This is a genomic window from Nocardia wallacei, assembly GCF_029868745.1.
Taxonomy (GTDB): Bacteria; Actinomycetota; Actinomycetes; order Mycobacteriales; family Mycobacteriaceae; genus Nocardia; species Nocardia wallacei_B.
In genome coordinates this window covers 1-22,865 of sequence record NZ_JARWOP010000343.1, presented here as the reverse complement: position 1 = coordinate 22,865, position 22,865 = coordinate 1, and the positions used below count along the sequence as shown (strand labels likewise).

The 22,865-nt window shown below is 70.7% G+C and carries 21 protein-coding genes; 7 read left to right on the top strand and 14 right to left on the bottom strand.

The window, feature by feature from the left end:
* Together QH470_RS31800 and QH470_RS31795 are read right to left on the bottom strand one after the other, a co-directional pair.
* Positions 1-506, bottom strand: a 506-nt coding sequence (locus tag QH470_RS31800) for an acyl-CoA dehydrogenase family protein (protein ID WP_280276072.1), incomplete at its 3' end; no start/stop codon positions are given.
* 9 nt (positions 507-515) lie between these two features.
* A complete protein-coding gene (locus tag QH470_RS31795) occupies positions 516-1,688 on the bottom strand; it encodes an acyl-CoA dehydrogenase family protein (protein WP_280276071.1) in 1,173 nt (390 codons plus the stop codon).
* A gap of 182 nt (positions 1,689-1,870) precedes the next feature.
* Between QH470_RS31795 and QH470_RS31790 the strand changes: the two genes are divergently transcribed.
* On the top strand, positions 1,871-2,629 hold the full coding sequence (locus QH470_RS31790) for a hypothetical protein (RefSeq protein ID WP_280276070.1): 759 nt from the start codon (positions 1,871-1,873) through the stop codon (positions 2,627-2,629).
* Between the two features lie 29 nt (positions 2,630-2,658).
* Here QH470_RS31790 and QH470_RS31785 read toward each other — a convergent pair whose 3' ends face one another.
* Positions 2,659-3,489 carry an alpha/beta fold hydrolase gene (locus QH470_RS31785; protein WP_280276069.1) on the bottom strand — a complete coding sequence of 277 codons (831 nt, stop codon included), beginning with the start codon at positions 3,487-3,489 and terminating at the stop codon, positions 2,659-2,661.
* Between the two features lie 135 nt (positions 3,490-3,624).
* Here QH470_RS31785 and QH470_RS31780 point away from each other — a divergent pair, with 135 nt between their 5' ends.
* On the top strand, positions 3,625-4,605 hold the full coding sequence (locus QH470_RS31780) for a helix-turn-helix transcriptional regulator (protein ID WP_280276068.1): 981 nt from the start codon (positions 3,625-3,627) through the stop codon (positions 4,603-4,605).
* A 23-nt stretch (positions 4,606-4,628) separates the two neighbouring features.
* Here QH470_RS31780 and QH470_RS31775 read toward each other — a convergent pair whose 3' ends face one another.
* Complete coding sequence (locus tag QH470_RS31775) at positions 4,629-6,404, bottom strand: DEAD/DEAH box helicase (protein WP_280276067.1); 1,776 nt, start codon at positions 6,402-6,404, stop codon at positions 4,629-4,631.
* A 224-nt stretch (positions 6,405-6,628) separates the two neighbouring features.
* Between QH470_RS31775 and QH470_RS31770 the strand changes: the two genes are divergently transcribed.
* Positions 6,629-7,483 carry a carbon-nitrogen hydrolase family protein gene (locus QH470_RS31770; protein WP_280276073.1) on the top strand — a complete coding sequence of 285 codons (855 nt, stop codon included), beginning with the start codon at positions 6,629-6,631 and terminating at the stop codon, positions 7,481-7,483.
* A gap of 32 nt (positions 7,484-7,515) precedes the next feature.
* A complete protein-coding gene (locus tag QH470_RS31765) occupies positions 7,516-8,184 on the top strand; it encodes a phosphoribosyltransferase (RefSeq protein WP_280276066.1) in 669 nt (222 codons plus the stop codon).
* A gap of 46 nt (positions 8,185-8,230) precedes the next feature.
* On the opposite strand, the gene QH470_RS31760 is transcribed toward QH470_RS31765, so the two are convergent.
* Genes QH470_RS31760 through QH470_RS31745 form a run of 4 tightly spaced genes read right to left on the bottom strand, consistent with a single transcriptional unit; the run spans position 8,231 to position 11,396 of the window.
* A complete protein-coding gene (locus QH470_RS31760; RefSeq protein WP_280276065.1) occupies positions 8,231-8,989 on the bottom strand; it encodes an ESX secretion-associated protein EspG in 759 nt (252 codons plus the stop codon).
* A gap of 45 nt (positions 8,990-9,034) precedes the next feature.
* Complete coding sequence (locus QH470_RS31755) at positions 9,035-10,345, bottom strand: WXG100 family type VII secretion target (protein ID WP_280276064.1); 1,311 nt, start codon at positions 10,343-10,345, stop codon at positions 9,035-9,037.
* On the bottom strand, positions 10,338-10,748 hold the full coding sequence (locus QH470_RS31750) for a hypothetical protein (RefSeq protein WP_280276063.1): 411 nt from the start codon (positions 10,746-10,748) through the stop codon (positions 10,338-10,340). The genes QH470_RS31755 and QH470_RS31750 overlap by 8 nt, the downstream gene beginning before the upstream one ends.
* A 24-nt stretch (positions 10,749-10,772) precedes the next feature.
* The gene (locus QH470_RS31745; protein WP_280276062.1) at positions 10,773-11,396 is read right to left on the bottom strand and encodes an alpha/beta hydrolase; all 624 of its coding nucleotides are present in this window, start codon (positions 11,394-11,396) and stop codon (positions 10,773-10,775) included.
* Between the two features lie 214 nt (positions 11,397-11,610).
* Here QH470_RS31745 and QH470_RS31740 point away from each other — a divergent pair, with 214 nt between their 5' ends.
* Complete coding sequence (locus tag QH470_RS31740) at positions 11,611-14,967, top strand: bifunctional RecB family nuclease/DEAD/DEAH box helicase (RefSeq protein WP_280276061.1); 3,357 nt, start codon at positions 11,611-11,613, stop codon at positions 14,965-14,967.
* Between the two features lie 27 nt (positions 14,968-14,994).
* On the opposite strand, the gene QH470_RS31735 is transcribed toward QH470_RS31740, so the two are convergent.
* Entirely contained in the window at positions 14,995-16,173 is a 1,179-nt protein-coding gene (locus QH470_RS31735; RefSeq protein WP_280276060.1) for an alanine racemase, read from the bottom strand.
* A gap of 80 nt (positions 16,174-16,253) precedes the next feature.
* The gene (locus QH470_RS31730) at positions 16,254-16,733 is read right to left on the bottom strand and encodes a TetR family transcriptional regulator (RefSeq protein ID WP_280276059.1); all 480 of its coding nucleotides are present in this window, start codon (positions 16,731-16,733) and stop codon (positions 16,254-16,256) included.
* 361 nt (positions 16,734-17,094) lie between these two features.
* On the opposite strand from QH470_RS31730, the gene QH470_RS31725 reads away from it, so the two are divergent.
* On the top strand, positions 17,095-17,838 hold the full coding sequence (locus QH470_RS31725; protein WP_280276058.1) for a tyrosine-protein phosphatase: 744 nt from the start codon (positions 17,095-17,097) through the stop codon (positions 17,836-17,838).
* Positions 17,839-17,859: 21 nt separating this feature from the next.
* Here the strand turns inward: QH470_RS31725 and QH470_RS31720 are convergent, their stop codons facing one another.
* Complete coding sequence (locus tag QH470_RS31720; protein ID WP_280276057.1) at positions 17,860-19,095, bottom strand: class I adenylate-forming enzyme family protein; 1,236 nt, start codon at positions 19,093-19,095, stop codon at positions 17,860-17,862.
* Positions 19,096-19,197: 102 nt separating this feature from the next.
* Positions 19,198-19,992 (bottom strand): enoyl-CoA hydratase/isomerase family protein, encoded by a 795-nt coding sequence (locus QH470_RS31715; RefSeq protein WP_280276056.1) that lies wholly within the window; start codon positions 19,990-19,992, stop codon positions 19,198-19,200.
* Between the two features lie 69 nt (positions 19,993-20,061).
* Between QH470_RS31715 and QH470_RS31710 the strand changes: the two genes are divergently transcribed.
* Entirely contained in the window at positions 20,062-21,123 is a 1,062-nt protein-coding gene (locus QH470_RS31710) for a glutathione S-transferase family protein (RefSeq protein ID WP_425302820.1), read from the top strand.
* A 24-nt stretch (positions 21,124-21,147) separates the two neighbouring features.
* On the opposite strand, the gene QH470_RS31705 is transcribed toward QH470_RS31710, so the two are convergent.
* A complete protein-coding gene (locus QH470_RS31705) occupies positions 21,148-21,576 on the bottom strand; it encodes a VOC family protein (RefSeq protein ID WP_280276054.1) in 429 nt (142 codons plus the stop codon).
* A complete protein-coding gene (locus QH470_RS31700) occupies positions 21,573-22,454 on the bottom strand; it encodes a helix-turn-helix domain-containing protein (protein ID WP_280276053.1) in 882 nt (293 codons plus the stop codon). Before QH470_RS31700 ends, QH470_RS31705 begins: the two co-directional genes overlap by 4 nt.
* Positions 22,455-22,865 lie beyond the last annotated feature (411 nt).

The window sequence follows — 22,865 nt, the reverse complement described above, 5'->3', positions numbered from 1 at the left end:
CTGACCACCCGGCGGCCGGCGAAATCCCCGGGCGGCACCGGGTTTTCCCCGCCGGTCTGGCGGTAGCCGGCGCCGGCGGCCGCGGCCCGCGTCGCCACCTCGGGGGCCGGCCACCGAGATCCCGGCTCCTCGTGCGCGAAGGCCAGCAGGACATTGCCCGCCGCCACTTCCGGCAATACGCGCTGCCGCTGCTCGGCGCTGCCCGCGCGGGCGATCAGCCCGCCCGGCAGCAGCACCGCGTCCAGCAGCGGCTCCGGCGCGAGCCGCCGGCCGATCTCCTCCATGGCGACCATGGTCTCCACCGGCCCGGCGCCCATGCCGCCGTCCTCCTCGGCGAAACTCAGCCCGAGCACGCCCAATTCGGCCAGCTGCGACCATACCTCGCGGCTCCAGCCGAGATCGGTCTCGAGCACCTTCAATCGCGTTTCCGGGTCGTAGGCCCGCGCCAGCAGGTCGCGCACGGTGTCGCGGAGCAGCACCTGTTCATCGGTGAGTTCGAAATCCATGGCGGCGCCTCACAATCCGAGGATGGTGGAGGCGATGATGGTGCGCTGCACCTCGCTCGAACCTCCGTAGATGGTGGTCTTGCGGTAGTTCAGATAGCTGGGACCGGTGCGCTGCGCCCAGTCCGGGGAGCCGATGTCCGCGGCGCCGACCGGCAGGGCGTCCGGGCCCGCGACGTCCAGCAGCAGTTCGGTCGCGGCCTGCTGGAGTTCGGTGCCCCGCAGTTTCAGCACCGACGAGGCCGGATTAGGCTTGCCCTCACTGGAATTGGCCACCACCCGCAGCAGCGTCAACTCGAGCGCCAGGAGTTCGTTCTCCAGCTCCGCTACCCGCGCGGCGAACACCGGGTCGGCCAGCAGGGTGCCGCCCGCCACCTTCGTCTGCGCCGCGTACTTCTTCGCCACCGCGAGCCGGACCTTGGTACGGCCGACGCCGGTGATGCCGGTGCGTTCGTTGCCGAGCAGGAACTTCGCGTACGTCCAACCCATGTTCTCCTCGCCGACGAGCTGGTCGGCGGGGACCCGGACATTCTCGAAGAAGACCTCGTTGACCTCGTGGTGGCCGTCGATCAGCTTGATCGGCCGGATCGTGACGCCGGGCGTCTTGACGTCGAACAGCAGCAGCGAGATGCCGGCCTGCTTCTTCGGCGCGTTCGGGTCGGTGCGCACCAGGCAGAAGATCCAGTCCGCGTACTGCGCCAGCGTGGTCCAGATCTTCTGGCCGTTGACGATGTAGGAGTCGCCGTCGCGCACCGCGGTGGTGCGCAGCGCCGCCAGATCGGAACCGGCGTCGGGCTCGGAGAAGCCCTGGCACCACCAGATGTCGAGGGCCGCGGTGGGCGGCAGGAATCGCTGTTTCAGTTCCTGCGAACCGAATTGGGCGATCACGGGGCCGATCATGTTGGCGTTGAACGTCAATGGCTCGGGTACGCACGCGAGCTGCATTTCGTCTTCCCAGATGTGGCGCTGGATCGGGGTCCAGTCCTTGCCGCCCCACTCGACCGGCCAGTTCGGCACGGCCAGGCCGTGCTCGTGCAGGGTCTTGTGCGAGGTGACGATGTCCTCGCGGGACAGCTCGCGCCCGAACTCCACCTTCTCGCGGATCTCGGCCGGAATCGCACTGCGATAGAGCCGGCGCAGGTCGTCCCGGAAGGCCACCTCGTCGGGTGACAGGGCAAGTTTCATGGGCGTCTCCCACCGTGTTCGAATGTCCGGCATCAAACCTACCCTTCGGTAATCTAAGCCTGTCGCCTGGATCACACCGCGATTCCCGCCGAATCCGCCCGCGACCGGCAGGTGCGCCCACCTCACCACCCCGAGCTGGTACGTTGCTGCGAGTGGGAGTTCACGATGAGGGAGCACGACCAGTGAACGGCAAGACCTTCGCACGCCTGGCCGCCGTCGCGGCCGCCTGCGGCATGAGTGTGGCGACCGGGCTGGGCAGCGCCGCCGCCGAACCCGCCGCGTCGCCGATCGATGCCGCCGTCGCGCAGCTCGGCGCGGCCGTCGGCCCGGATCCCGCCGCGCAGGCAGGTGTCGGCGCGCTGGCGAATTCGGCACAGCTGATCGCCGCCGCCGAGCTCGACCACATCGCGGGTGGTTTCACGCCGTTCTGGTACCAGGCGCCCACGTTCGGCTGCGGTACCAACTTCCCGATCTCGCTGACCGCGGTCGCCGGCGCCGCGGGTGTGCCCGGACCCGACCGCGGCATCGCCGGTGAGTACGCCACCGTGCGCTTCCAGGCCACCCCGAACATGTGGGGCTATCCCACCGCCTCCGGTCTGACCGTGGCCTGGCTGAACACCGGCAACGGGCGCAGCGGGGTCGCGACGCTGGACGAGCGCACCGACACGGGGACGCCCAGCCTGACCAAGACCGTCGACAGCGGACCCGGGACCATCGTCGCCGGCATGTGGGGCACGATCGGCTACCCCGGCGCCACCTGCGTCATGGCCCCCACCATCGGTGTCGTCACGGTCTACCCCAACCCCCTGACCGATCCGTACGCCCCCAGGCCGGAACCCACCCGCCCGGGCCAGTCCACCCCGTCCGCCCCCGGCCCCGCGTCCACCGAGGCCCAACTGACCGCCCCCGACACCAACGCGGCCCCCACCGGCGACAACTGACGCCTACCACTCGGCCGGTGATCGGATCGCTATCCGGTGCCCAGGGCGGCGGTCTCCGCGAAGAACGCGGTGGTTTCCTCGAATACCTCGCGCGGCTTCTCGAGGCCCACCGAGTGGCCGCAGCCGGGGAGGACGACCGAACGTCCGGCGGTGGCGGCGGCCAGGTGCTCCGCGGCGATGGCCGGTTCATATGCGTGGTCTTGCTCGCCCGCGATAGCCAGCACCGGAACGACGCGATCACCGGCCGCACGTTCGAGGCGCAGTTCGTTTTCCATGTCGCCGCGGTAGATCACGCCCTTCACGGCAGGCCCGATCCGCGGCGGCAGCGCGGCGATATGGTCACGCCATCGCCGAACCATAGCGCCGCCCTCGGCGAGCGTGTCGTCTCCGAACATGATGTGCAGGATGATGTCGGCGCGTTCGCGCGCACCATACGCGGTCAAATGCGTAGCGAGCGGAGCGTATTCGACAACTTTGAGTTCCGAGCGCGCCGACGATCCCAACGCCACGGCGCTCCGCAACAATTCCGGCCGGCGCGCCACCAGACGCACGGCCACCATTCCGCCGAGGCTGTTACCGACGAAATGGACGGGTCCGAGATCGAGGCGGGCGATCAGGCCGGCGGCAGTCGTGGCGAGCGCATCGACCGTCAAACGGTCGGTCGTCGCATCTCCGCTGCGCCCCTGTCCCGGGTGGTCGTAGGAGATCACCCGGAAGCCCTGCGCCACATAGCGGGCGGCCAGTTCGTCGAACATGGACGAGTCGAAGAACAAGCTGTGCGACAAAACGATCGGGATGCCGCCCTGCGGTCCCTCGTCTTGGTAAGCCACGTCGATACCACCGATATCGGCTATTTTCACGATCGCTCACGCCTCCTCGTCGAGTGGTGCGCTGTATGTCGAATCAGTGCACAATGACAGAGATTAGGACGCGAATAACCCGTGATACGAACAGATTTCGACGGGTATGGCGACAGATTTTCGCAGGGGCTCGAGGTGGAGACGGAATACCTGGCGACCGGGCTGGACACGCGCGCGGTCCCGCCGGCCGAACGCACGGCGTGCTGGGAAGCTCACGTGCAGCACAACCACGGTCGCATGGCATTCGATTTCGCGTCCGTGCAGGACTTTTCCGGCTCGACCACGGTGCAGCGCTGCGCCGACCAGCAGCTCGTCACCTTCGCCTCGGACACGATCCGGTACCGCCGCACCGCCCGGCATGCCCGCGGCGACGACGACCACAGCGGCAGGCTCGTCCTTCCGACACATGGCCGGATCAGCCTGTCGCAGGCCGATGAGAGCTCCGAGATCGGCACCGGAGAACTCGGACTGATCCGCATGGACGCACCCATGGCGCTGGCCCACGCGGCGCACGCCCGCGCGCTCATTCTCACCATCCCCGACGGCCCGGTCATCGGGCAGCTCAGCGGCCGCGCACCCCTGACCCTGACACCGGATCGGCCCCTGATCGCCATGCTGGCCGCCCAGCTCCGCATCCTCGCCCGATTCGCCGGCAGAATGACCGCGAGCGAATTCATCCAAGGCAGCCGCCATTTGCTGAACCTGCTCGAATCAGCACTGGATCAGGACCGTGCGCACCAACTGCACGGCCGCGCCGCCCTCGCCGAGCGTGCCCGCATCCATATCCACACACATTCGGACGACCCGAACCTCACCCCGGCGGCGATCGCCGAGCACCTGGGCTGCTCGCTCACCACCCTCACCTCGGCGTTGAAAGAGACCGGCCGGACGACACCCGGGAAATTGCTGCGTCTCCGCCGTCTCGATCAGGCTCTCTTGCGCCTGCGCGATCCACACCGCCCCATCGGCGACATCGCGTTCGCATCCGGATTCGGGTCCCTCAGCGGTTTCCGAGCGGCATTCCAACAGCGCTATGCGATGAGCCCCGCGGAAATGCGGGACAGCTTCTTCCGCGCGTCACCCGCATCGGCATCTCCGCGTCACGGTTTCGAATAGCAGGCCGGTACGCGGAGCGCGGGTCAGGAGCGGGGCTTGCGGCGATCCGGGCGGCGTTCGGGGCGGCGCGGGGCGCGGCCGAGAGGGCGCTGGCCGGGCGGGCCCTGGTCGGGTTGCAGCTGGATCAGGACGCCGCTGATCCTGGTGCGGCGCAACGCGTCCAGGGTTTCGGGCGGCAGGTCCGCCGGCAGTTCCACCAGGCTGTGGTCGGGCCGGATGCTGATGTGGCCGAAGTCGCTGCGCCGCAGACCGCCCTCGTTGGCGATCGCGCCGACGATGGCGCCCGGCACCACGCGGTGACGCTTGCCGACGGCGATCCGGTAGGTCGCCATCTCCGCACCGGTGGCACGGTGGTGGCCGGTCCCGCTCGGCTCCGGGCGACGTTCCCGGTCGTCGAACTTGCGCGGTCCCCGCTCGCGCCGCTCCGGCTCCGGCTCGGGCTCCATGAAGAAGTTGTCGCCGTCGTGGCCGCCGACCGCGAGCGCCGCGGCGATGTCGGCCAGCGGGATGTTGTGCTCGGCCTCGTAGTCCTCGATCAGCTTGCGGAACAGCGCCAGATTCGGCGAGGCCAAATTCTCGGTGATGGCGTCGTGGAACTTCACCACCCGCTGCGCGTTGACGTCCTCCACGCTCGGCAGCCGCATCTCTGTCAGCGGCTGGCGGGTGGCGCGCTCGATCGCGTCCAGCAGGCGGCGTTCGCGCGGCGCGACGAACAGCAGCGCCTCACCACTGCGACCGGCCCGGCCGGTACGGCCGATGCGGTGCACGTAGGACTCGGTGTCGTGCGGGATGTCGTAGTTGACCACGTGCGAGATGCGGTCGACGTCCAGCCCGCGCGCGGCCACGTCGGTGGCGACCAGGATGTCCAACGCACCCGACTTGAGCTGACCGATGGTGCGCTCGCGCTGGTTCTGCGCGATGTCGCCGTTGATGGCGGCCGCCGAATAGCCGCGCGAACGCAGCTTCTCGGCCAGTTCCTCGGTCGCCTGCTTGGTGCGCACGAAGATGATCATCGCCTCGAACGGCTCGACCTCGAGGATGCGCGTCAGGGCGTCCAACTTGCGATGGTGCGATACATGCACCCAGCGCTGGCCGATATTGGTCGCGGTCGCGGTCTTGGCCTTGACCGTGATCTCGACCGGCTCCTTCAGATACTGCTTGGAGATCTTGCGGATCGCCCCCGGCATGGTCGCGGAGAACAGCGCCACCTGCTTCTCGGCCGGGGTGTCGGCGAGGATCCGCTCGACGTCCTCCTGGAAACCCATCTTGAGCATCTCGTCGGCCTCGTCCAGCACCAGGTACCGCAGCTGGGACAGGTCCAGCGTGCCGCGCTCGAGATGGTCGATGACGCGCCCGGGGGTGCCGACCACCACCTGGGCGCCGCGGCGCAGTCCGGACAGCTGCACGGCGTAGTTCTGGCCGCCGTAGATCGGCAGCACGTGCACGCCGGGCAGATGCGCGGAGTAGCGGCCGAAGGCCTCCGCCACCTGGATCGCCAGCTCGCGGGTGGGCGCCAGCACCAACGCCTGCGGGGCCTTGCCGCGGTTCTCCAGACCCATCAGGATCGGAATGGCGAACGCGGCCGTCTTGCCCGTTCCGGTCTGCGCCAGACCGACCACGTCGGCCCCGGTGAGCAGCGGCGGAATCGTCGCCGCCTGGATCGGCGACGGTGACTCGTAGCCGACGTCGGCGATCGCTGTCAGAATGCGATCGTCGATACCGAGATCGGCGAAGGACGGGTCGGTTACGTCCCTCTCGTCGTCGGCGAAGGAACCACTGTCGACCGGTGAGGTGCTCATTGACCAGTACTTTACTTCGTGGCGGTGGCCGCCCCGACCCTCGGGCCAATACGGTGAGACCTATGCAACCGCACGAGCCGACCGTGCCCGACGTCACCGGCGCACCCGCGAACTCCGCCACCACCACCGGATCCGAGCCCGGCGCACGGGGCGAAGCGACGTCGGTGGTCGTCAGCTACTCGGGGGCGACGGCCGCGGGCGCACCCCGGCCGCCGGCCGCCGGGCTGGAACCCGGCGGGGCCGCCGCGCCCGCGGAGACTCCGGAACCGGCCCCGTCCCTCGATGTCGCCGTGGTGCAGTTCGGCCCCTACACCGACAAGGACGCCAACCTGGCGACGCTGCGCGAACAGGTGCGCGCGGCGGCCGAGCACGGCGCGCGGGTGGTGGTCGCGCCGGAGTATTCGATGTTCGCGGTGACCCGGCTGGATCGGCGGGTGGTCGAGGCGGCGGAACCGATCACCGGGCCGTGGGTCGACGGCTTGCGCGGCCTGGCAGCCGAATTCGGGGTGCACCTGGTGGCGGGCGTGGTGGAGGCGCCCGGCGGCGGGGAGTCCGACCGCATTTACAACACGCTCGTCGCGGCGGCGCCGGACGCCGAGTTCGCGGCGGTGTACCGCAAGGTACATCTGTACGACGCCTTCGGATTCCGGGAGTCGGACGTGGTGCTGCCGGGCGAGATCACCGACCCGGCCGTCTTCACCGTCGACGGCGTGGTGTTCGGCCTACAGACCTGTTTCGACCTGCGCTTCCCCGAGGGCTGCCGGCGCGTCGCCGCCGCCGGTGCGCACGTGCTGCTGCTTCCGGCGCAATGGATTCCGGGCCCGGCGAAGGTCGACCAGTGGACGACGCTGCTGCGCGCCCGCGCGATCGAGAACACCGTCTACGTCGCCGCCGCCGATCAGGCCGGGCCGCGCGGCGCGGGCGCCTCGATGATCGTGGACCCGGCCGGCACGCTGCTGGCCGAACTCGGTGAGACGGCCGGAATCGCCACGGCCCGAGTCGATCTCGCGCATCTCGAGCAGGTGCGCGCCACCAATCCGAGCCTGTCGCTGCGCCGGTTCACCGTCGAGCCCGGGTAGTGACCAGCGCACACGGCTAGACTGGACGGACCATGATCTATCCGGATCGCGCCACCGCCGGTCGCGCGCTGGGTGAGTCGCTACTGCACCTGCGGGCGTCGGACCCGCTGGTGCTCGGACTGCCGCGCGGCGGGGTGCCGGTGGCGGCCGCGGTCCGCGCGGTGATCGGCGGCGACCTCGACATACTGCTGGTACGCAAACTCGGCGTGCCCTGGCAGCCCGAACTGGCCATGGGCGCGATCGGCGAAGGCGGCCTGCGGGTCTTGAACCAGGACGTGGTCGATCACACCGACGTGACACCGGCCCAGTTGGCCGAGACCGAGGAACTGGAACACACGGAACTGCAACGCCGCCAACGGATCCTGCGCGCGCACGCACCACCCGTCACGCCGCGGAACCGCACGGTGGTGATCGTCGACGACGGCATGGCCACCGGCGCGACCGTCGCGGTGGCGTGCCGCATCGTCCGACTGCTCGAACCCCGCCGGATCATTGTGGCGGTGCCCGTCTCCTCCCCCGAGGCCCTGCACCGAGTCGGCAAACTCGCCGACGAGACGGTCTGTCCCCTGGTGCCCCGCGTGCTCGGCGGCGTCGGCGGCGCCTACGAGGACTTCCACCAACTGAGCGACGACGAGGTCATCGACATCATCCGATCGGGGATTCCCGAACACAATCCCGGTCCGGGAGAAAGCCGGGAATAGCGCCTCCTGTCCGGCGCGCTTCGGCCGGGCTGACGCCGACGCGCACTCACCAATCGGCGGGCTCGGCGACCAGACGTTCGGCGGCGGCGACCAGCGGGCGGAGCTGGGCGGCAAAGGTTTCGGCGTTCACGGGGACGATGTCGACCTCGGCGCGGGTGCGCACCGTGTAGCGGCCGTCGCCCGCGACATCGATCCAGCAGAGCACGCCGAGGGGGCGCATGGACCCGTCGGCGCGGCGGGCCGAGACGACGATCTGGCCGATACCGTCGCGGGGTTGCCGGAGCAGCCGTCGCATCCGCGCCGAGATCGTCGGACCCGCGACCGGCACCGTCACCAGATCCCGGCTGTCCTCCCGCACGCGGTCCAGCGGCGCGGTGTGCCGCGGACCGGCGCCCGGAGAATTCTCCGGCAGCACCGAAACCACGCGCGCCGCAAGAACTTTCGGGGCTCCGACGAACAGCCGGACGTCGGAACCACGGTCGGGGCTGTCCCCCGCGCGCTGCGCCGCGACCACCGTGACCTGCCCCGCGGTCGCACCGAGCACCCGCACCGGCTGCACCTGTCCGGGCAGACCGTGCTCGCCGACCACCTCCACCTGGATCGCCGGGCGCGACAGGACCCGCAGGGCCGCCTCCAGATCCGGGTCCAGCGTGTTGTCGCACCACTCGCGCAGGGCGGGCAGCTGGGCGGCGCGTTCGGCGCTGTCCCGGGCGGACAGGCGCACCGCCAGCGGATACGGGATCCGGTCGCCGTCGGTCCGCTCCCAGGCCAGCGCGAACTGGTCCGGGGTGAGGGTCCATCTCACCGGCGGCGGCCCGCCTCGGTCGAAGGGATCTCGCTCATCCGGCCGTCAGTAGTCCTCGGCCCATTCGCCGACCACCGGGGGCGTGGTCGGATCGAGCTGACCGACCAGCTCGGTGCCGGGCTCGGCCGGCTCCAGGTAGGTCGGCTCGTCGAAATCGTAGTACTCCTCGTCGTCGTCCTCGTCGTACTGGGAACGCTTGGGCGGCACCGGAATACCCGGGCCGGAGCGGACGGCGTCACCGGCGGCCAGCGCACTGCCCGCCAGACCGCCGACCACACCGGCGCCCATTCCGCCCACGGCGTCGGAGGTCGGTTCGTGGCGCTGCTCCTGATCCTCGCGCTTGCGCTGATCCTCGGAACTCTGCGCCGTGGTGGCCGCCCCGGCGGGCCGGCGCGGAGCCACCACCGCCACCGGGCCCGGCGCGGGCGTCGCCGCGGCGGCCCGGCCCGAAGCCGGTATGCCGTGCGGCGCAACGGTATTCGCCACGCTCGCCGGAGCCACCGCCGCCGCCGGACGGTCGGACGCCGGTGCCGCCACGGGCTCCGCGGCGGCCACGGCGGCGGGGGTGGTCGCCGCGGCGGGCGCGACCGCGGCCGGAGCCACGGTGTCGTCACCCGGCTCGGCCGGATCGCCGGAATTGTCTTCGGATTCGGCTATCTGCTCGCCGTTGACAGCTTGCGGCACAGTCACATTCGGGACACCGGCGATGACGGAATCCGGCCCCGCCGGCGAATCGGTCGCGTCCGGCCCGCTGTCGACACCGGGCCCGGGGCCCGGTTCCTCGGGCGCCGGGTACATTCCGCCCTGCGGGAATCCCGGCACACCGTTGCCGGTCGGCACGAACGCGCCCGCGTACACCGTGTCCATCACTCGGACCACGTCCTGGCGCAGGCCCTCGGCCTGCTTCTGCGCGGCGACATTGAGCGTGGCGCGCTTCGGATCCAGCAGCGCCGCTTCCAGATCCGCGCCCACGTCCACCGGCCTCGACACCGCACCGCGCAATGTCTCGGCGGCGTCGTTGGCCTGCCCGAGCCGCTGCGCGACCGCCGACATCACGTCGGCCACATGCTGTCCCAGTTCCTCGAAGGCCTGCATCGCGACGACGGCCTGCTCGGCGGCGCTGCCGCGCCAGCCGTCCGTGATGGCGCCGCGAATCTCCGCGTGCGCCTGCTGAACCGCGTCGCCGACCCCGGCGGCCGCGTTCTGCCAGGTCTGCCGACCGGCCGTCAGCACCTCGGGATTCATTTGCAGCACACCGCGATAGATCTCGTCGTAGCGCATCCGATCGAAGACCTCGACCGTCGGCGAGTAGTCGGGATCGGGCTCGGCGGCCTGATTTCCGCTGATCCTACGCATGGCCCACCCCCACCGTATCGGCGCCGACGCGCCCGATCACCGCGGACATCTCCGCGTCGCCCTCGGTGTAGGCGGCGGCCGCCGCGCGCAGCGCCTGCGCCAGCTGCCGGGCGGCATCGGCGTACTCCTGCAACCGCTCCGCGCCTTGCGCCGCCTTGTCCTCGAAGCCGCGGCGCAGCGCGTTGCCCGATTCGAAGCCGCCGAATCCGGGCAGCGACGCGGCCGCGCGCAGCGTCCGGATCTGTTGCTCCACTTGATCGGCGAGCTGTTCGTAGCGCCGGGCACAGCGCTCGTGCACGCCCTCGGCGACGAGCACGCCGTCGATCCACAGCCGACCGTCGTCGACCGCCTGGGTCAGGGCCGCGACATCACTACGCAGGTCCCCCGGTTCTTGCGATCGCACCGGTCCCCCTTTCTCGTGCTCACATCACGGGCGCACCGGTTCCGCGACGACGCCCTGGATCCACTCCACGATGTCGGCGGTGACTTGTGCCTGCACCGGTTCGTGCAGCAGATCGTGCCCGGCATCGGCATACTCGCGCAACCGCAACCCTACCGATTGCGCCCGCGTCGTCCAGTCCCGAATCGGATCGATAGGGGCGCGGCGGTCGTCGACGCCGTGCAGCAGCAGGACCGGCAAACCCGGCGGCAACACCGGTCCGGATTCGATCGCCCGGCGCGGAGTTCCGGTGAGGACGAGGCCCGCGCACTCCGGCGGCGCGGTCAGCGCGGTGGCCGCGCCGAGCGAATGACCGGCCACGATCAGCGGCGTCCCGGGACGCCGGGTGCGCACCAGCGTGACGAACGCGCGCGCGTCGGCGGCCAGTTCGGCGGGCGTGCCGGGCGCCCGCGGATCGCCCTCGCTCAGGCCCTGACCCGGCACATCGAGTGCCCACGCCTCGATCGATGCGGCGGCGAGGCCGCGGGCGAAGCGGTGGTAGTGCCCGCTGTGCTGACCGGTGCCCGGTAGCAGCGCGAGCACCGCCCGCGGCCGCTCCACCAGCCACTGCCGATAGTGCAGGCGCCCCCGAGCCCCGTCGAAAAACGGCATCCGGCAACCCCTTCCACGCTCGGCGCCGCACCGGTCTTCGACTCCGCCCCGGTCCGCGCTCCGATGTCTTTTCACACGCGCCCGTCCAGACCATACGACGACACGCCCCCCTCACGCCACGCCGTTCTACCTCGACTGATTACGCTGAGTCGCGACTCGGCACACAAGAACGCGACGGCCGGGTGCGGGTGTCCGAGGCGCAGGAGGGCCGCGATTGATTCTGGTCGGTGATCGTGTCGTGTGCAGCACCGGTGACCTGGTGGCGGCGGCGCACTGCGAGTTCGCGCTGCTGCGCGCGCTCGATGCCGAACTGGGTCTGGTAGCGCGGGTCGAGGCCGGCGCCGGTGTACTGCTGCCCGAACACGAGGCCGTCGACCTGCCCGGACTCGATGTCGTCGGAATCGATGCGCCGGAACCGGGCACCGCGGCCGAGACCGTCGCGGCGCTGCACCGAGCGCACGAGCGGACGGCCGCCGCACTGCGCGACGGAGCGGACGCGATCGCCGGGGGCGTCTTCTTCGACGGCGCGTTCGCCGCCCGCTGTGCGGCCCTGGTCCGCACCGATTCCGGCGACGAGCACGCCGCGAGCGTGGTACCGGAACTTCCGGTGCTCCCCCTCGAATCGGCCTGCTACACCCTCTACGGTCCCGCGCGAGCCGACGCGCCGATCGCCACCCTGCTCGAACTGGCCGCCTGCGCGGAAGCCTTGCGGCACATGGGCTTCCGGGTCGACCCCGCACTGCGTGTCCGCCACCCGGACGGCTCGGTGTCGCAGTACCCGCTGGCGGACGCGGCCCGGGTGTTCGCCGCGCGGCGGCGGCGCCTGGCGGCCGTCCTCGAGGCCAAGCAGAACGAACTGCTGCCGGTGCAGTGGGGCGACCGCCGGTACCTGGCGTGCGGGGAATGCACGACGTGCACCACGGAATTGGTGACCGGCCGCGATCTGCTGCTGGTGGCCGGGATGCGGCCGACGGTGCGGGCGCAGCTGCGCGATGCCGGTATCACCACGGTGGACCGGCTGGTGCATTCCGATGCCGCCGTGACCAGGGTCGCCACCCAGACGTTCGCGGCGCTGCGCCGCCAGGCCGAGATGCAGCTGCGCGGCGAACGCACCGGGGAGCCGGTGTACGCCCTGACCAACGCGGCCGCGCTCGCCGCGCTGCCCGTGTCCTCGCCGGGCGATGTCTTCCTCGCGCTCGCGGGCACCCCGGCCACCGTCGTCGGCGTCGGCGTGCTGCCGGCGCGTCCGACCGAGGAGGGCGAGGACGCCGCGGCGATCCTGTTCCACGCCTTCGGCCTGCACGACGATCCGGCCGCCCTGCTGGAATTCCTGGCCGACCGGCAGCAGCGCCATCCCGAACTGCGCATATACCACTACCGTTCACCGGCTCGCCCTCTGCTGGCGCAGTTGTGCGCGGGCTGTGGCGCCGACGAGGAGATCTCCGACGACCTGCTCGGCGCCCTGGTGGACCTGTATCCGATCGTGCGGTCGGCGCTGGTGGTCGGCGAGCGGTCCTACGATCTGGCGGACCTGGGCGGCCTGCTGGGCAGCGAATCCGCCTGTGACGACCTGGAATCGGAGTGCGCGCGCATCGCCCGCCTGCGCGACCGGCTGCGGGAACTGGCCGCCGAGAACGACATTCGGGCCACGCCCGCGCCGCGCGAGACACCCGCGGAGTCGCCGGCCGCGGTGGAAGCGGCGCTGCGTGAATTCGCGTTCGAGGGCATGACGGGAGCGACCCGCGCCGAGCCGGCGGAAACGGCCGACGCCACACCGGAACCGGCCGGATGCCGCACGCCCGCACAGCAAGCCGCCGGGCTGATGGCCGCCGCACTGGGCTACCGCCGCCGCGAACGCCAGCCGCTGCACTGGGCCCACGCCGACCGGCTGCACCGCCCGATCGCCGAATGGGCCGACACCCCGGGCGTCCTCGTCGCCGACTGGGGCTCCGTCGACACCAAGTGGCACAGCACCGGCCACGGACCCATGCGGCGATACCTGAAGCTCACCGGACGCCTGGGCACCGGCAGCGCACCGCCGCCCGGGACCGCCGTGCGCACCCTCTACGACCACCCCGTGCCCGGTATGCGGGCCGTGCCTGGACGGCGGGCCACCGCCGCGGCCACCGTGCTCGGCTGCGCGCTGGACGACAATTTCGACGACACCGTGCGCGTCGAGGAACTGTTGCCCGAGGGCTGCGCCCCGTACGACGATCTGCCGGTCGCGATCGTGCCCGGTCTGCCCGGCCGCGACGAGAACATCGAGGCGGCATTGGAATTCGCCGGGCACCACCTGTTGATGACGCTCCCGGAGATTCCCGCGACGGCCGCTTTCGACCTGCTGCTGCGCCGCCCGCCGCGGCTGCGCACCGCCGACGCCCTGCCGGAGGTGTTCGGCGACCATGCCGCCGCCGTCACCGCCGCCGTGCTCGACCTCGACGATTCCTATGTGGCGGTGCAGGGCCCGTCGGGCACCGGCAAGACCGATACCGCGGCCCGGGTGATCGAGCGCCTCGTCACCCGTTACAAGTGGCGGGTCGGCGTTGTCGCGCAATCACACTGGGCGGTCGAGGAGGTACTCGACGGGCTGGTGCGGGTCGGTGTGCTTCCCGAATTGGTGGCGAAGTCCGACGCCCGCGCGGTGGCGCCGGAATGGCTGTCCATCGCCCCGGACCGCTACCCGCGTTTCCTCGACAACGCCGTCAACGGCTGCGTGATCGGCGGGCTACCCAGCGCTTTCGCCGATGCCGAACGCGTCGCGCCGGGCTCCCTCGACCTGCTGATGGTGGCCGACGCGGGCCATTTCCCGCTCGCCGACGCGGTCGCCGCGGCCGCGTCGGCCCGGAATCTGCTGCTGCTCGGCGATCCCGCGCCGCTGCCCGCGCACGGCGCCCACCCGGAACCGGTGTACGAGTCGGCGCTGGGCCGGTTGGTCGGCGAAGGACCCACGCTGCCACCGGAATTCGGCTACTTCCTGGACCGCACCTGGCGAATGCATCCGCGGCTGTGTGAGCCGGTGTCCCGGCTGCGCTACGGCGGCCGCCTGCGGTCCACCGAAACCGTCACGCTGGCACGCGATCTGGACGGCGTACCGCCGGGCGTGCGGTCGATCCCGGTCGAACATCACGGCAACGGCACCGAATCCGCGGAGGAGGCCCGCGAGATCGTGCGCCGGGTGCGCGGGCTGCTCGGGCTGCCGTGGCGGCAGGGCGCGGTGACCCGTCGGCTGCATCCGCACGACATCCTGGTCGTCACGCCGTACCACGCGCAGGCCGCGCGCATCCGAACCCTGCTGTCCCGCGCCCGGATCGAGGATGTGCTGGTCGGCACCGCCGAACGGTTCGCGGGCCGGGAGGCCGCCGTGGTGCTGGTGTCGATGACCAGTTCCTCCCCCGCCGAGGCCCCGCATGGTATCGACACCCTGCTGTCGCGGCACTGGCTCACCACGGTCGTGTCGCGGGCGCTGTGGAGCGCGCTGGTCGTGCACTCGCCGCTGCTGACGGAGTATCTGCCCGAGACCCGGGAACAGCTCGCGGACCTCGCGACCTTCCTGGAGCTGGTGTCGCCGTAGCCGGGCCGGAGTGCCCGTGCCGCAACGCTATCCGAAGTTCCGGCCCTCGCCGCGATAGGTCGGGACGGTGGTCCGGGTGCCGTCGGTGTCGACGACCTGGATGCTGTCGAAACGCTCGCACAATTCGCCCGCCTTGGCGTGCCGGAACCAGACCCGGTCCCCGATCGCCAGCCCCCGCGCGCCGGTCAGCGGCGTCTGGACCTCACCCGCGCCTTCGGTGCCGATAAGTCGCAAGCCCTTGGGCCACACCGGTTTCGGCACCCGCGCCGGCCCGGCCGGACCGGAGGCGATGTAACCACCGGCGAACGCGGTCGCGAGGCCCGGCGCCGGGTGCCGCAGCACCGGCAGCGCGAAGTACAGCGCCGGGCGCGGCGTGAAGGCGCGGTAGCCGTCGAACAGCGTGGGGACGTACAGCCCGGAGCCCGCGGTCACCTCGGTGATCTCGGCATCGGAGACGCTCACCTCGATCGATCCGCTGCCGCCGCTGTTGACGATCTCCAACTCACCCACCACCGACCGCACCGCGTCGAGCACCCGGTGGCGGCGCTTGCCGATCTCGGCGGCCGAGGCCCGCTTCACCAGCCGCACGGCCGGGTTGGTGTCGGGCAGTCCCGCGATCTGCGCCTCGTAGGTCATCACGCCGACCACGCGGAAGCCGCGCTCGGTGGCGGTGCGGGCCAGCCGCGCCGCCTGCTCCGGCGTGCGGATCGGCGAGCGGCGCACGCCCAGGTGCACCGGGCCGATGCGCAGCGACGCGTCCACGTCCAGGCATACCCGCGGCGCCACCCGCGCACTGCCCACGGCCGTCTTGATCAGTTCCAGCTGGGCGGGGTCGTCGACCATCAGCGTGATGGATTCCCGCAGGGTCTCGTCGTCGCCGAGTTCGGCCAATGCGGCCCGGTCCACGCTCGGGTAGCCGAGCAGGATGTCACGTGCGCCCTGGTGAGCCAGCCAGACCGCCTCGCGCAGCGAATAGGCCATGATGCCCGCGAATCCGCCGGACGCGGTCAGCTCGGGACCCAGTACCTCTTCCAGCACCGCGCGGCAGCGCACCGACTTGCTCGCCACCCGGATCGGCACGCCGCGGGCGCGGCGGGTGAGGTCCGCGGCATTCGCGCGCAGGGCGGCCAGGTCGAGGGCGGCCAGCGGCGGGTCCAAGTCCGCGGTGGCGGCCTGCAGGCCGGGGATCGGCGACGGATCTGTCATCCGTACCACTCAACCACGTAACCGCGTTACTGGTCAACCGTCCAACTTGTGGAGAATCACGAGGCTCAGCGGGCTGCCGGTCAGCGGTCGACGGCCTTGGTGGACAGGCTCGAGACGAGGTCGTCCAGCACCACCAGCGTCGTCTCGTCGTCGCAGTCGGCCAGCCAGCGCAGCACCGTGCCCTGCATCACGGCCACCGAGTAGGCCGCGATCGCCTCGACCGGTTCCAGCCATTCGGTGTTCGACCGCTCCGCGCACAACCTCAGGAAGGCCCCGACCTCGGCGTCGAGGTCCCGGAACAGCGCCGCGACCACGGGATCCGCCACGGGCTCGTTGCGGTTGGCCCAGCGGCGGCGCAGCGCCGCGATGGTCGACTCGTAGGTACGGATCTGCTTGTGCGGCGCGGCCTTGATAGCCGGCCACAGCGCACTGACCCCGGCATGCAGCAGGACTCGCAATGCCCGCGTGCCGGTGCAATCGATGGCGGTGGCTGCCTTGTCGACCGCCTCCTCGACGGTCGGATGTGGCCGTACCTCGATAATTTCTCCACTAGCGTTCAACGACGACTCCCTCGGGCGAAAGAACGCGCGCACCTCGCCTGCGCGGCTCGCTCACAACGGGTTGCGGATCCGCATTGATCGCACCGGATACCAACCCGGTCGACCCGTATCAACATTCATCAATGGTAGAGGGTTTTCGGGGACGAAGACCAGGTTCGTTGGGTGTTTCCAGACTGAAAGAATGTTTTGTTACCCATCCGGGACCGCGGCGCGATCCAGCGGATATCGATATCCGCGGGGATCACTACCCGTAACCGACAAGACTCTACGCGCTCGCTACCCGCGGTACCGTTCGGCTGTGGCAGATCACACAACGGAGAACGACACCCGCGCGCTACCGGTCCGCCGATAGCCTGGAAATGTGACCATCGCGCGCCCCGATCATCTCCTCGTCTCCGGCACGTTCAACTACCGCGACGTCGGCGGCCTTCGCACCGACAGCGGAGCGCGTGTCCGCACCGGAGCGCTGCTGCGGTCGGCGCAGCTGTGCCGAGTCGACGCCGACGGGCACGCCACACTGCGAGAACTGGGCCTCGCCACCGTCCACGACCTGCGCGGACCCGAGGAGATCCGCCACCTGGGCGCCGACCTGCTGCCCGCCGGGGTGCGCCTGGAGCACACCCCGTTCGATTCCCGCATCGGCGAGCAGCCACCGCACGAGGTGGTGCACGACGAGCCCTGGCAGGAGATGCTGCAGGTGTATCGGTCCTTTCCGGCGATGCCGGAGGCCGGTGTGGCCATCGTCTCGATCGCGCGCTCATTGGTCCGCGGCGACGGCGCGGTGCTGGTGCACTGCGCCGCCGGCAAGGACCGCACCGGCTGGGCGATCGCGACGCTGTTGCGCGCGGTCGGCGTCGCAGAGACCGATCTGCTCGAGGACTACCTGCTGAGCAACGACGCCGTGGACGCGCTGCGCGCCGATGTCGAGCTGAATTCGGGCGGGCGCGTGACACTTCCGCTCGACGTGCTCGGCGTCTCCCCGGAATACCTTGCGGAGGGCACGGATTCGATGCACCGGCTGTACGGCGACCTCGAGGGCTATTCGACCGCCATCGGTTTCACCGACGACCTCCGCAACCGCCTGCGCGATCGCCTCCTCGAATAGGCATTCCGGGAGAGGAAACAGTTATCCCGCGCGATGCACCAGACCGCGCTCGTCGATGTCCACCTCGTTGCCGGTGTGGAACCACGAACCGGTGAAACGTGATTCGGTGGTCTCCGGGTCGTTCCAGTAGCGCGGGGTGACATTGGGGCCGCGACAGAGCAACTCGCCGTGCCCGGCCGCCGCGTGCGGCCCCCACAGCGCCAGTTCCGTACCGCCGAACGCGAATCCGAGCAGGTCGGCCGGGAGCGTCTCGCCCTGATCGGCCAGGGCCAGGCCGATGCCGCTGGTCTCGGTCGCGCCCCACACCGACCACTGCCGGGCGAGCGGGAACACCTCGCGCAGCGCGGCGGCCACCACCTCCGAGGTGCCCGGGTCGGTCGCCGCCAGCTCGGTGCGGTGCCCGGCGTTGCACACCTGCCGCACGCCCTCGGCCCGCAAGCCGGCCAGTTCGGGCAGCAGCCCGGCGAAGATGCGCGGCGTCGCCGCCACCGTGTCGATGCGTTCGGCCACAATGGTTTCCGCGACCAGCGCCGGATCCGGGACGAGCACCACCGTGCCGCCGACGGCGAACGTCGGCAGCAGCTGATCGACACAGCCGCTCGCGTGTGCCAGCGGCAGCAGCACCAGATTGCGCAGCCCGTCGGTGGGCAGATCCAGCGCGCCCACCATCGACCGGACCGCCGACAGCAGGTTCTCGTTGGTCAGCTCCACCCCTCGGGGCAGCACGGGGTCCTCGTGCGCGACCGCGCCGCTGGTGTAGCACAGCAGCGCCAGCTCGCTCAGCGAGGCGCCGTCGTCGATGAACGCCGCGCCGTCGGGCAGTTCGGCGCCCGCGCCGCCGCCCAGTACGAAATCCGCCCGGCTGTCGGACAGGACGCGGGCGGCGGCATCGTCGGACAGGCCGTCGTGCACCAGTACCGGCACTGCCCCGGACAGCAACGCGCCGAGGAAGGCCTGAACCCACCGCGCCCCCACCGGCATCCGCACCGCTACCCGGTCGCCGTAGCCGATTCCGTGCTCCTGCAAACCTCCCGCGATCCGCGAGGCGGAGTGCCACAGCTGCCGATAGGTCAGCCGCGGGCCGCCGATCTCGACGACCGCCTCACGCCCGGAGAAGGAGTGCACCTGCACGTCGAGCAGCTCGGTGAGCGCGGGATTCAGGTTTCCGTAGCGCAGCACGCCGTCGGCGCCACGCGCAAGGGGGTTGCCGCACCCCGTGTTTCGCGACTGCGGGTATTCGACCAACAACTGCGCCATGGGTCCCTCCGAGCGCCTCGATCCGGCAGGCATCTGTGACTATATGACTCAGATCACAAACTCGGGCGGATAGTCGGCAAACGTGTCCCAGTCGGTTCCGGGTCACTGTCCGGTGTAGGTCGCCTTTCCTGGTCCGACCTCCAGGAAGCTGCGGACCGCGCCGCGCAGGTCGGCGGTGGCGAACAGGTCGCCCGACACCTCCGGGGTCACCGAATCCGCGTGCGCCACACCGCCGGAACGCCACGCCGCCACGATGCGCTTGGTCGCCGCGTGCGCGCGGGTGGGGCCGTCGGCGAGCCGGGCGGCGAGGGCGCGGGCCGCGGTGTCGACGTCCTCGTGCACGGCGTTGACCACGCCCCACTCGGCCAATTCCCCGGCGCCGTACAGGTCGCCGGTCATCACCAGTTCCCGCGCGCGGCCCGAACCTGCCCGCTCGGCCAGTCGCTGCGGGCCGCCCATCGACGGGGTCAGCCCCACCACGGTTTCCACCAGACCGAACTTGGCCGTCGACCCGGCCAGGATGATGTCGCACGCCAGGGCGATCTCGAAGGCCGCGGTCAGCGTCAGCCCGTGCGCCGCGAACACCACCGGGCACGGCAGCGCCTCCAGCGGATGGATGATCCGCTCGAACAGCGACCGCCACAGTTCGGCGCCCTGGTCGGCCGAGAGCCCGTCGAAGACCTTGACGTCCACCCCGCCGGAGACCACCTTGCCCTCGGCGCGCAGCAGCACCGCGCGCGGTGGCCGGGCGCTCAGCTCGGCGATGTCGGCGGCCAGCGACTCCAGCATCGCCCGGTCGAAGAGGTTCAGCGGCGGGCTGTCGATGGTGAGCACGGCCAGCTGCGCGCCCTTGTCGGTCTCCACGAGGTCCAGGCGGGTGGGTTTCGAATCGCTCATCGGCCGAATGTATCCGGGCCCTGCCGCCGGACGGAACACCCGGGCGAGACGCGCCCGCCGTGCGCGGCGATGCCGGACACAAGATCGATCTGCGAGACTGGGCGGGTGAGTTCCACGCCGTCCGACAATGCCACCTACATCGAGCCCGGCGAGTTCAAGCGGGACACGAACTACATCACCACCCGGGTCACCGCCGACGGCCGCGACGGATATCCCGTCGAGCCCGGCCGCTACCGCCTGGTCGCCGCGCGGGCCTGCCCGTGGGCCAACCGGACGATCATCGTGCGCCGGTTACTCGGGCTGGAGGATGTGCTCTCGCTGGGCCTGTGCGGCCCGACGCACGACAAGCGCAGCTGGACCTTCGATCTCGATCCGGGCGGGGTGGATCCGGTGCTCGGCATCCACTTCCTGCAGGACGCGTACTTCGCGCGGGTCCCCGACTACCCGCGCGGCATCACCGTGCCAGCGGTGGTCGACGTGCCGACCGGGCAGGTCGTCACCAACGACTACGCGCAGATGACGCTCGACTTCTCCACCGAGTGGACGCGGTACCACCGGCCGGGCGCGCCGCAGCTGTACCCCGAGGCGCTGCGCGAGGAGATCGACGCCGTCAACCGCCGGGTGTACACCGAGGTCAACAACGGTGTCTACCGCTGCGGCTTCGCCGGGGCACAGGACGCCTACGACGCCGCCTACGACCGGCTGTTCACGGCGCTGGACTGGCTGTCCGAGCGCCTGGCGACCCGGCGATACCTGGTGGGCGACACCATCACCGAGGCGGACGTGCGGCTGTTCACGACGCTGGTGCGCTTCGATGCCGTCTATCACGGGCACTTCAAGTGCAACCGCAACAAATTGACAGAGCTGCCGGTGCTGTGGGCGTACGCCCGCGACCTGTTCCAGACGCCCGGGTTCGGTGACACCGTCGACTTCACCCAGATCAAGCAGCACTATTACATCGTGCACGCCGACATCAACCCGAGCCGGATCGTCCCGAAGGGCCCGGATCTGTCGAACTGGCTCACCCCGCACGGCCGGGAGGAGCTCGGCGGGCGGCCGTTCGGCGACGGCACTCCGCCACCGCCGCCGCGGGAGGCCGAACGCGTCCCGGCCGGTCACACCCCCGCTTGAGTTCTCCGGTATCCGGGCCGCAGTTCAGTGGTGGCCCGGGGTTCCGGCGTAAGTGCCGAAACTCCAGAACACGCCCTCGGGATCCCGGCAGGTGAAACCGCGGGATCCGTAGTCCTCGTCGCGCAATTCCTGGGTGATGGTGGCCCCGGCGGCGGTGGCCCGGGCGTACAGCTCGTCCGGGCTGTCGATGACCACGTAGACCGCGCCGGTGCCGGGCGGCAGCTGGTCCAGTGCCGAGTCGGGCCGCGTGGTGCCGAGCATGACGCCGCCGCCACCGGGCAGCCTCATCTCGGCGTGTTCGACCACGTCCCCGTCGCCGTAGCGGGCTGTCTCGGCGAAGCCGAAGGCGCGTCGCAGGAAGTCCATCGCCGCGGGCGCGTCCCGGTAAGACAGGCACGGCCACAGCGCCGTGCCGGTGCGTGTGCTGGTTCCGGTTGCTGTTGTCTCGCTCATGTATCCGAGCTTCGCAGCGCCCCGACATCGGAGTCTTGGACGAATGGGAACTGCTCGGCGGCCAGCCAGGCCGAGGGCGGCATGCCCGCCAGCTCCCGCCACTCCCGCGCCATGTGCGCCTGGTCGTAGTAGCCGACGGTCGCGGCCACCTCGCCGATCGAGACGTCCAGCCGATACGCCGCGGGCCCGGCCGAGTCGTAGGCGACCGACCGCAGCAGCCGATGCGAGGCCTGGAACCGGGCCAGCCGCGCGGCGTCCTTCGGCGTGATCCCGAACTCGGCGGCGAACCGATTCGCCAGATACCGTCGGCTCCAGCCGATCTCGTCGGCCACCTCGGCGACCCGGGCCCGCCCGCAGCGCGCCGTGAGCAACTCCCAGGCGCGCCGGAGATTGGCGTCGATGGCGGTGTCGGCGGCACGGCGCAGCAGCATCTCGTCCAGGATCGCGAACCGCTCCGGCCAGTCCGAGGTGGCCGACACCCGTTCGCGCAGCTCCCGCGCGTCCGCACCGAGCAGATCGGTCAGATCGACGATCCACGACCCGAGCTCGGCAACCGGCGCACCGAGCAGCACCCGCGCCCCCAGCGGCGTCACCGCCAGTTGGATGCCGTGCTGAAACCCGTTGTGCGCGACGGTGCACGGCCGCACGGTGAGCCCACTGGCAATGGCCTCCCAACTCCCCGGCCCCTGCCCCGGCTCCGGCGAGACGGAGATGTCGATCGGCTCGTCGATGGTGATGATCACGGTGAGATCGGTCCCCGGCATCCCCACATGCGTGCCCCCCTCGAACCCCCGCAGCAGATATCCCTCGTAGCCACGAACGAATGCCCGCAGCCGAGGATCAGGCAGCCCCCCGGCACCCTCGGAGACACCACTCACACCCTCACCCTAAGCCCCCCCACCCAACCAGCCCACCCCCCGATTCGTCCCCCCACCGACAACACACCGACCACCGTCGCAAACCACCCCGTTGATGCACTATCAATGGGGTACACACACCAATAGGAACCAACCCACCCAGTCGTCACCGGTACAGCCCGCGAGAACCAAACCACAACGGTCCTCACCCGCTACCCACCGGTGAGGACCCAAACAATTTCCAGCCGTGCACTAACCAAAGGAACCCAACCACCACGGTTTAGGCGCGGTGCGGGGGGTGTGGGGGGGGTGTTGGGGCTGGGGCGGCGGGCGGCGCGTTGCTGTGCTGCGTTCTCGTTTGGCGGCCCCCCTACCCACCCCTGACCCGCGCCGAAAACCGTGGTGGTTGGGTTCCTTTGGTTAGTGCACGGC

What these genes read in the sequence shown, in the direction of transcription:
- QH470_RS31795 (WP_280276071.1), bottom strand. Translation starts at nt 1,688, where the DNA reads ATGAAACTTGCCCTGTCACCCGACGAGGTGGCCTTCCGGGACGACCTG.
- QH470_RS31775 (WP_280276067.1), bottom strand. Translation starts at nt 6,404, where the DNA reads ATGAGCACCTCACCGGTCGACAGTGGTTCCTTCGCCGACGACGAGAGG.
- QH470_RS31765 (WP_280276066.1), top strand. Translation starts at nt 7,516, where the DNA reads ATGATCTATCCGGATCGCGCCACCGCCGGTCGCGCGCTGGGTGAGTCG.
- QH470_RS31755 (WP_280276064.1), bottom strand. Translation starts at nt 10,345, where the DNA reads ATGCGTAGGATCAGCGGAAATCAGGCCGCCGAGCCCGATCCCGACTAC.
- QH470_RS31745 (WP_280276062.1), bottom strand. Translation starts at nt 11,396, where the DNA reads ATGCCGTTTTTCGACGGGGCTCGGGGGCGCCTGCACTATCGGCAGTGG.
- QH470_RS31735 (WP_280276060.1), bottom strand. Translation starts at nt 16,173, where the DNA reads ATGACAGATCCGTCGCCGATCCCCGGCCTGCAGGCCGCCACCGCGGAC.
- QH470_RS31720 (WP_280276057.1), bottom strand. Translation starts at nt 19,095, where the DNA reads ATGGCGCAGTTGTTGGTCGAATACCCGCAGTCGCGAAACACGGGGTGC.
- QH470_RS31715 (WP_280276056.1), bottom strand. Translation starts at nt 19,992, where the DNA reads ATGAGCGATTCGAAACCCACCCGCCTGGACCTCGTGGAGACCGACAAG.
- QH470_RS31710 (WP_425302820.1), top strand. Translation starts at nt 20,062, where the DNA reads ATGCCGGACACAAGATCGATCTGCGAGACTGGGCGGGTGAGTTCCACG.
- QH470_RS31705 (WP_280276054.1), bottom strand. Translation starts at nt 21,576, where the DNA reads ATGAGCGAGACAACAGCAACCGGAACCAGCACACGCACCGGCACGGCG.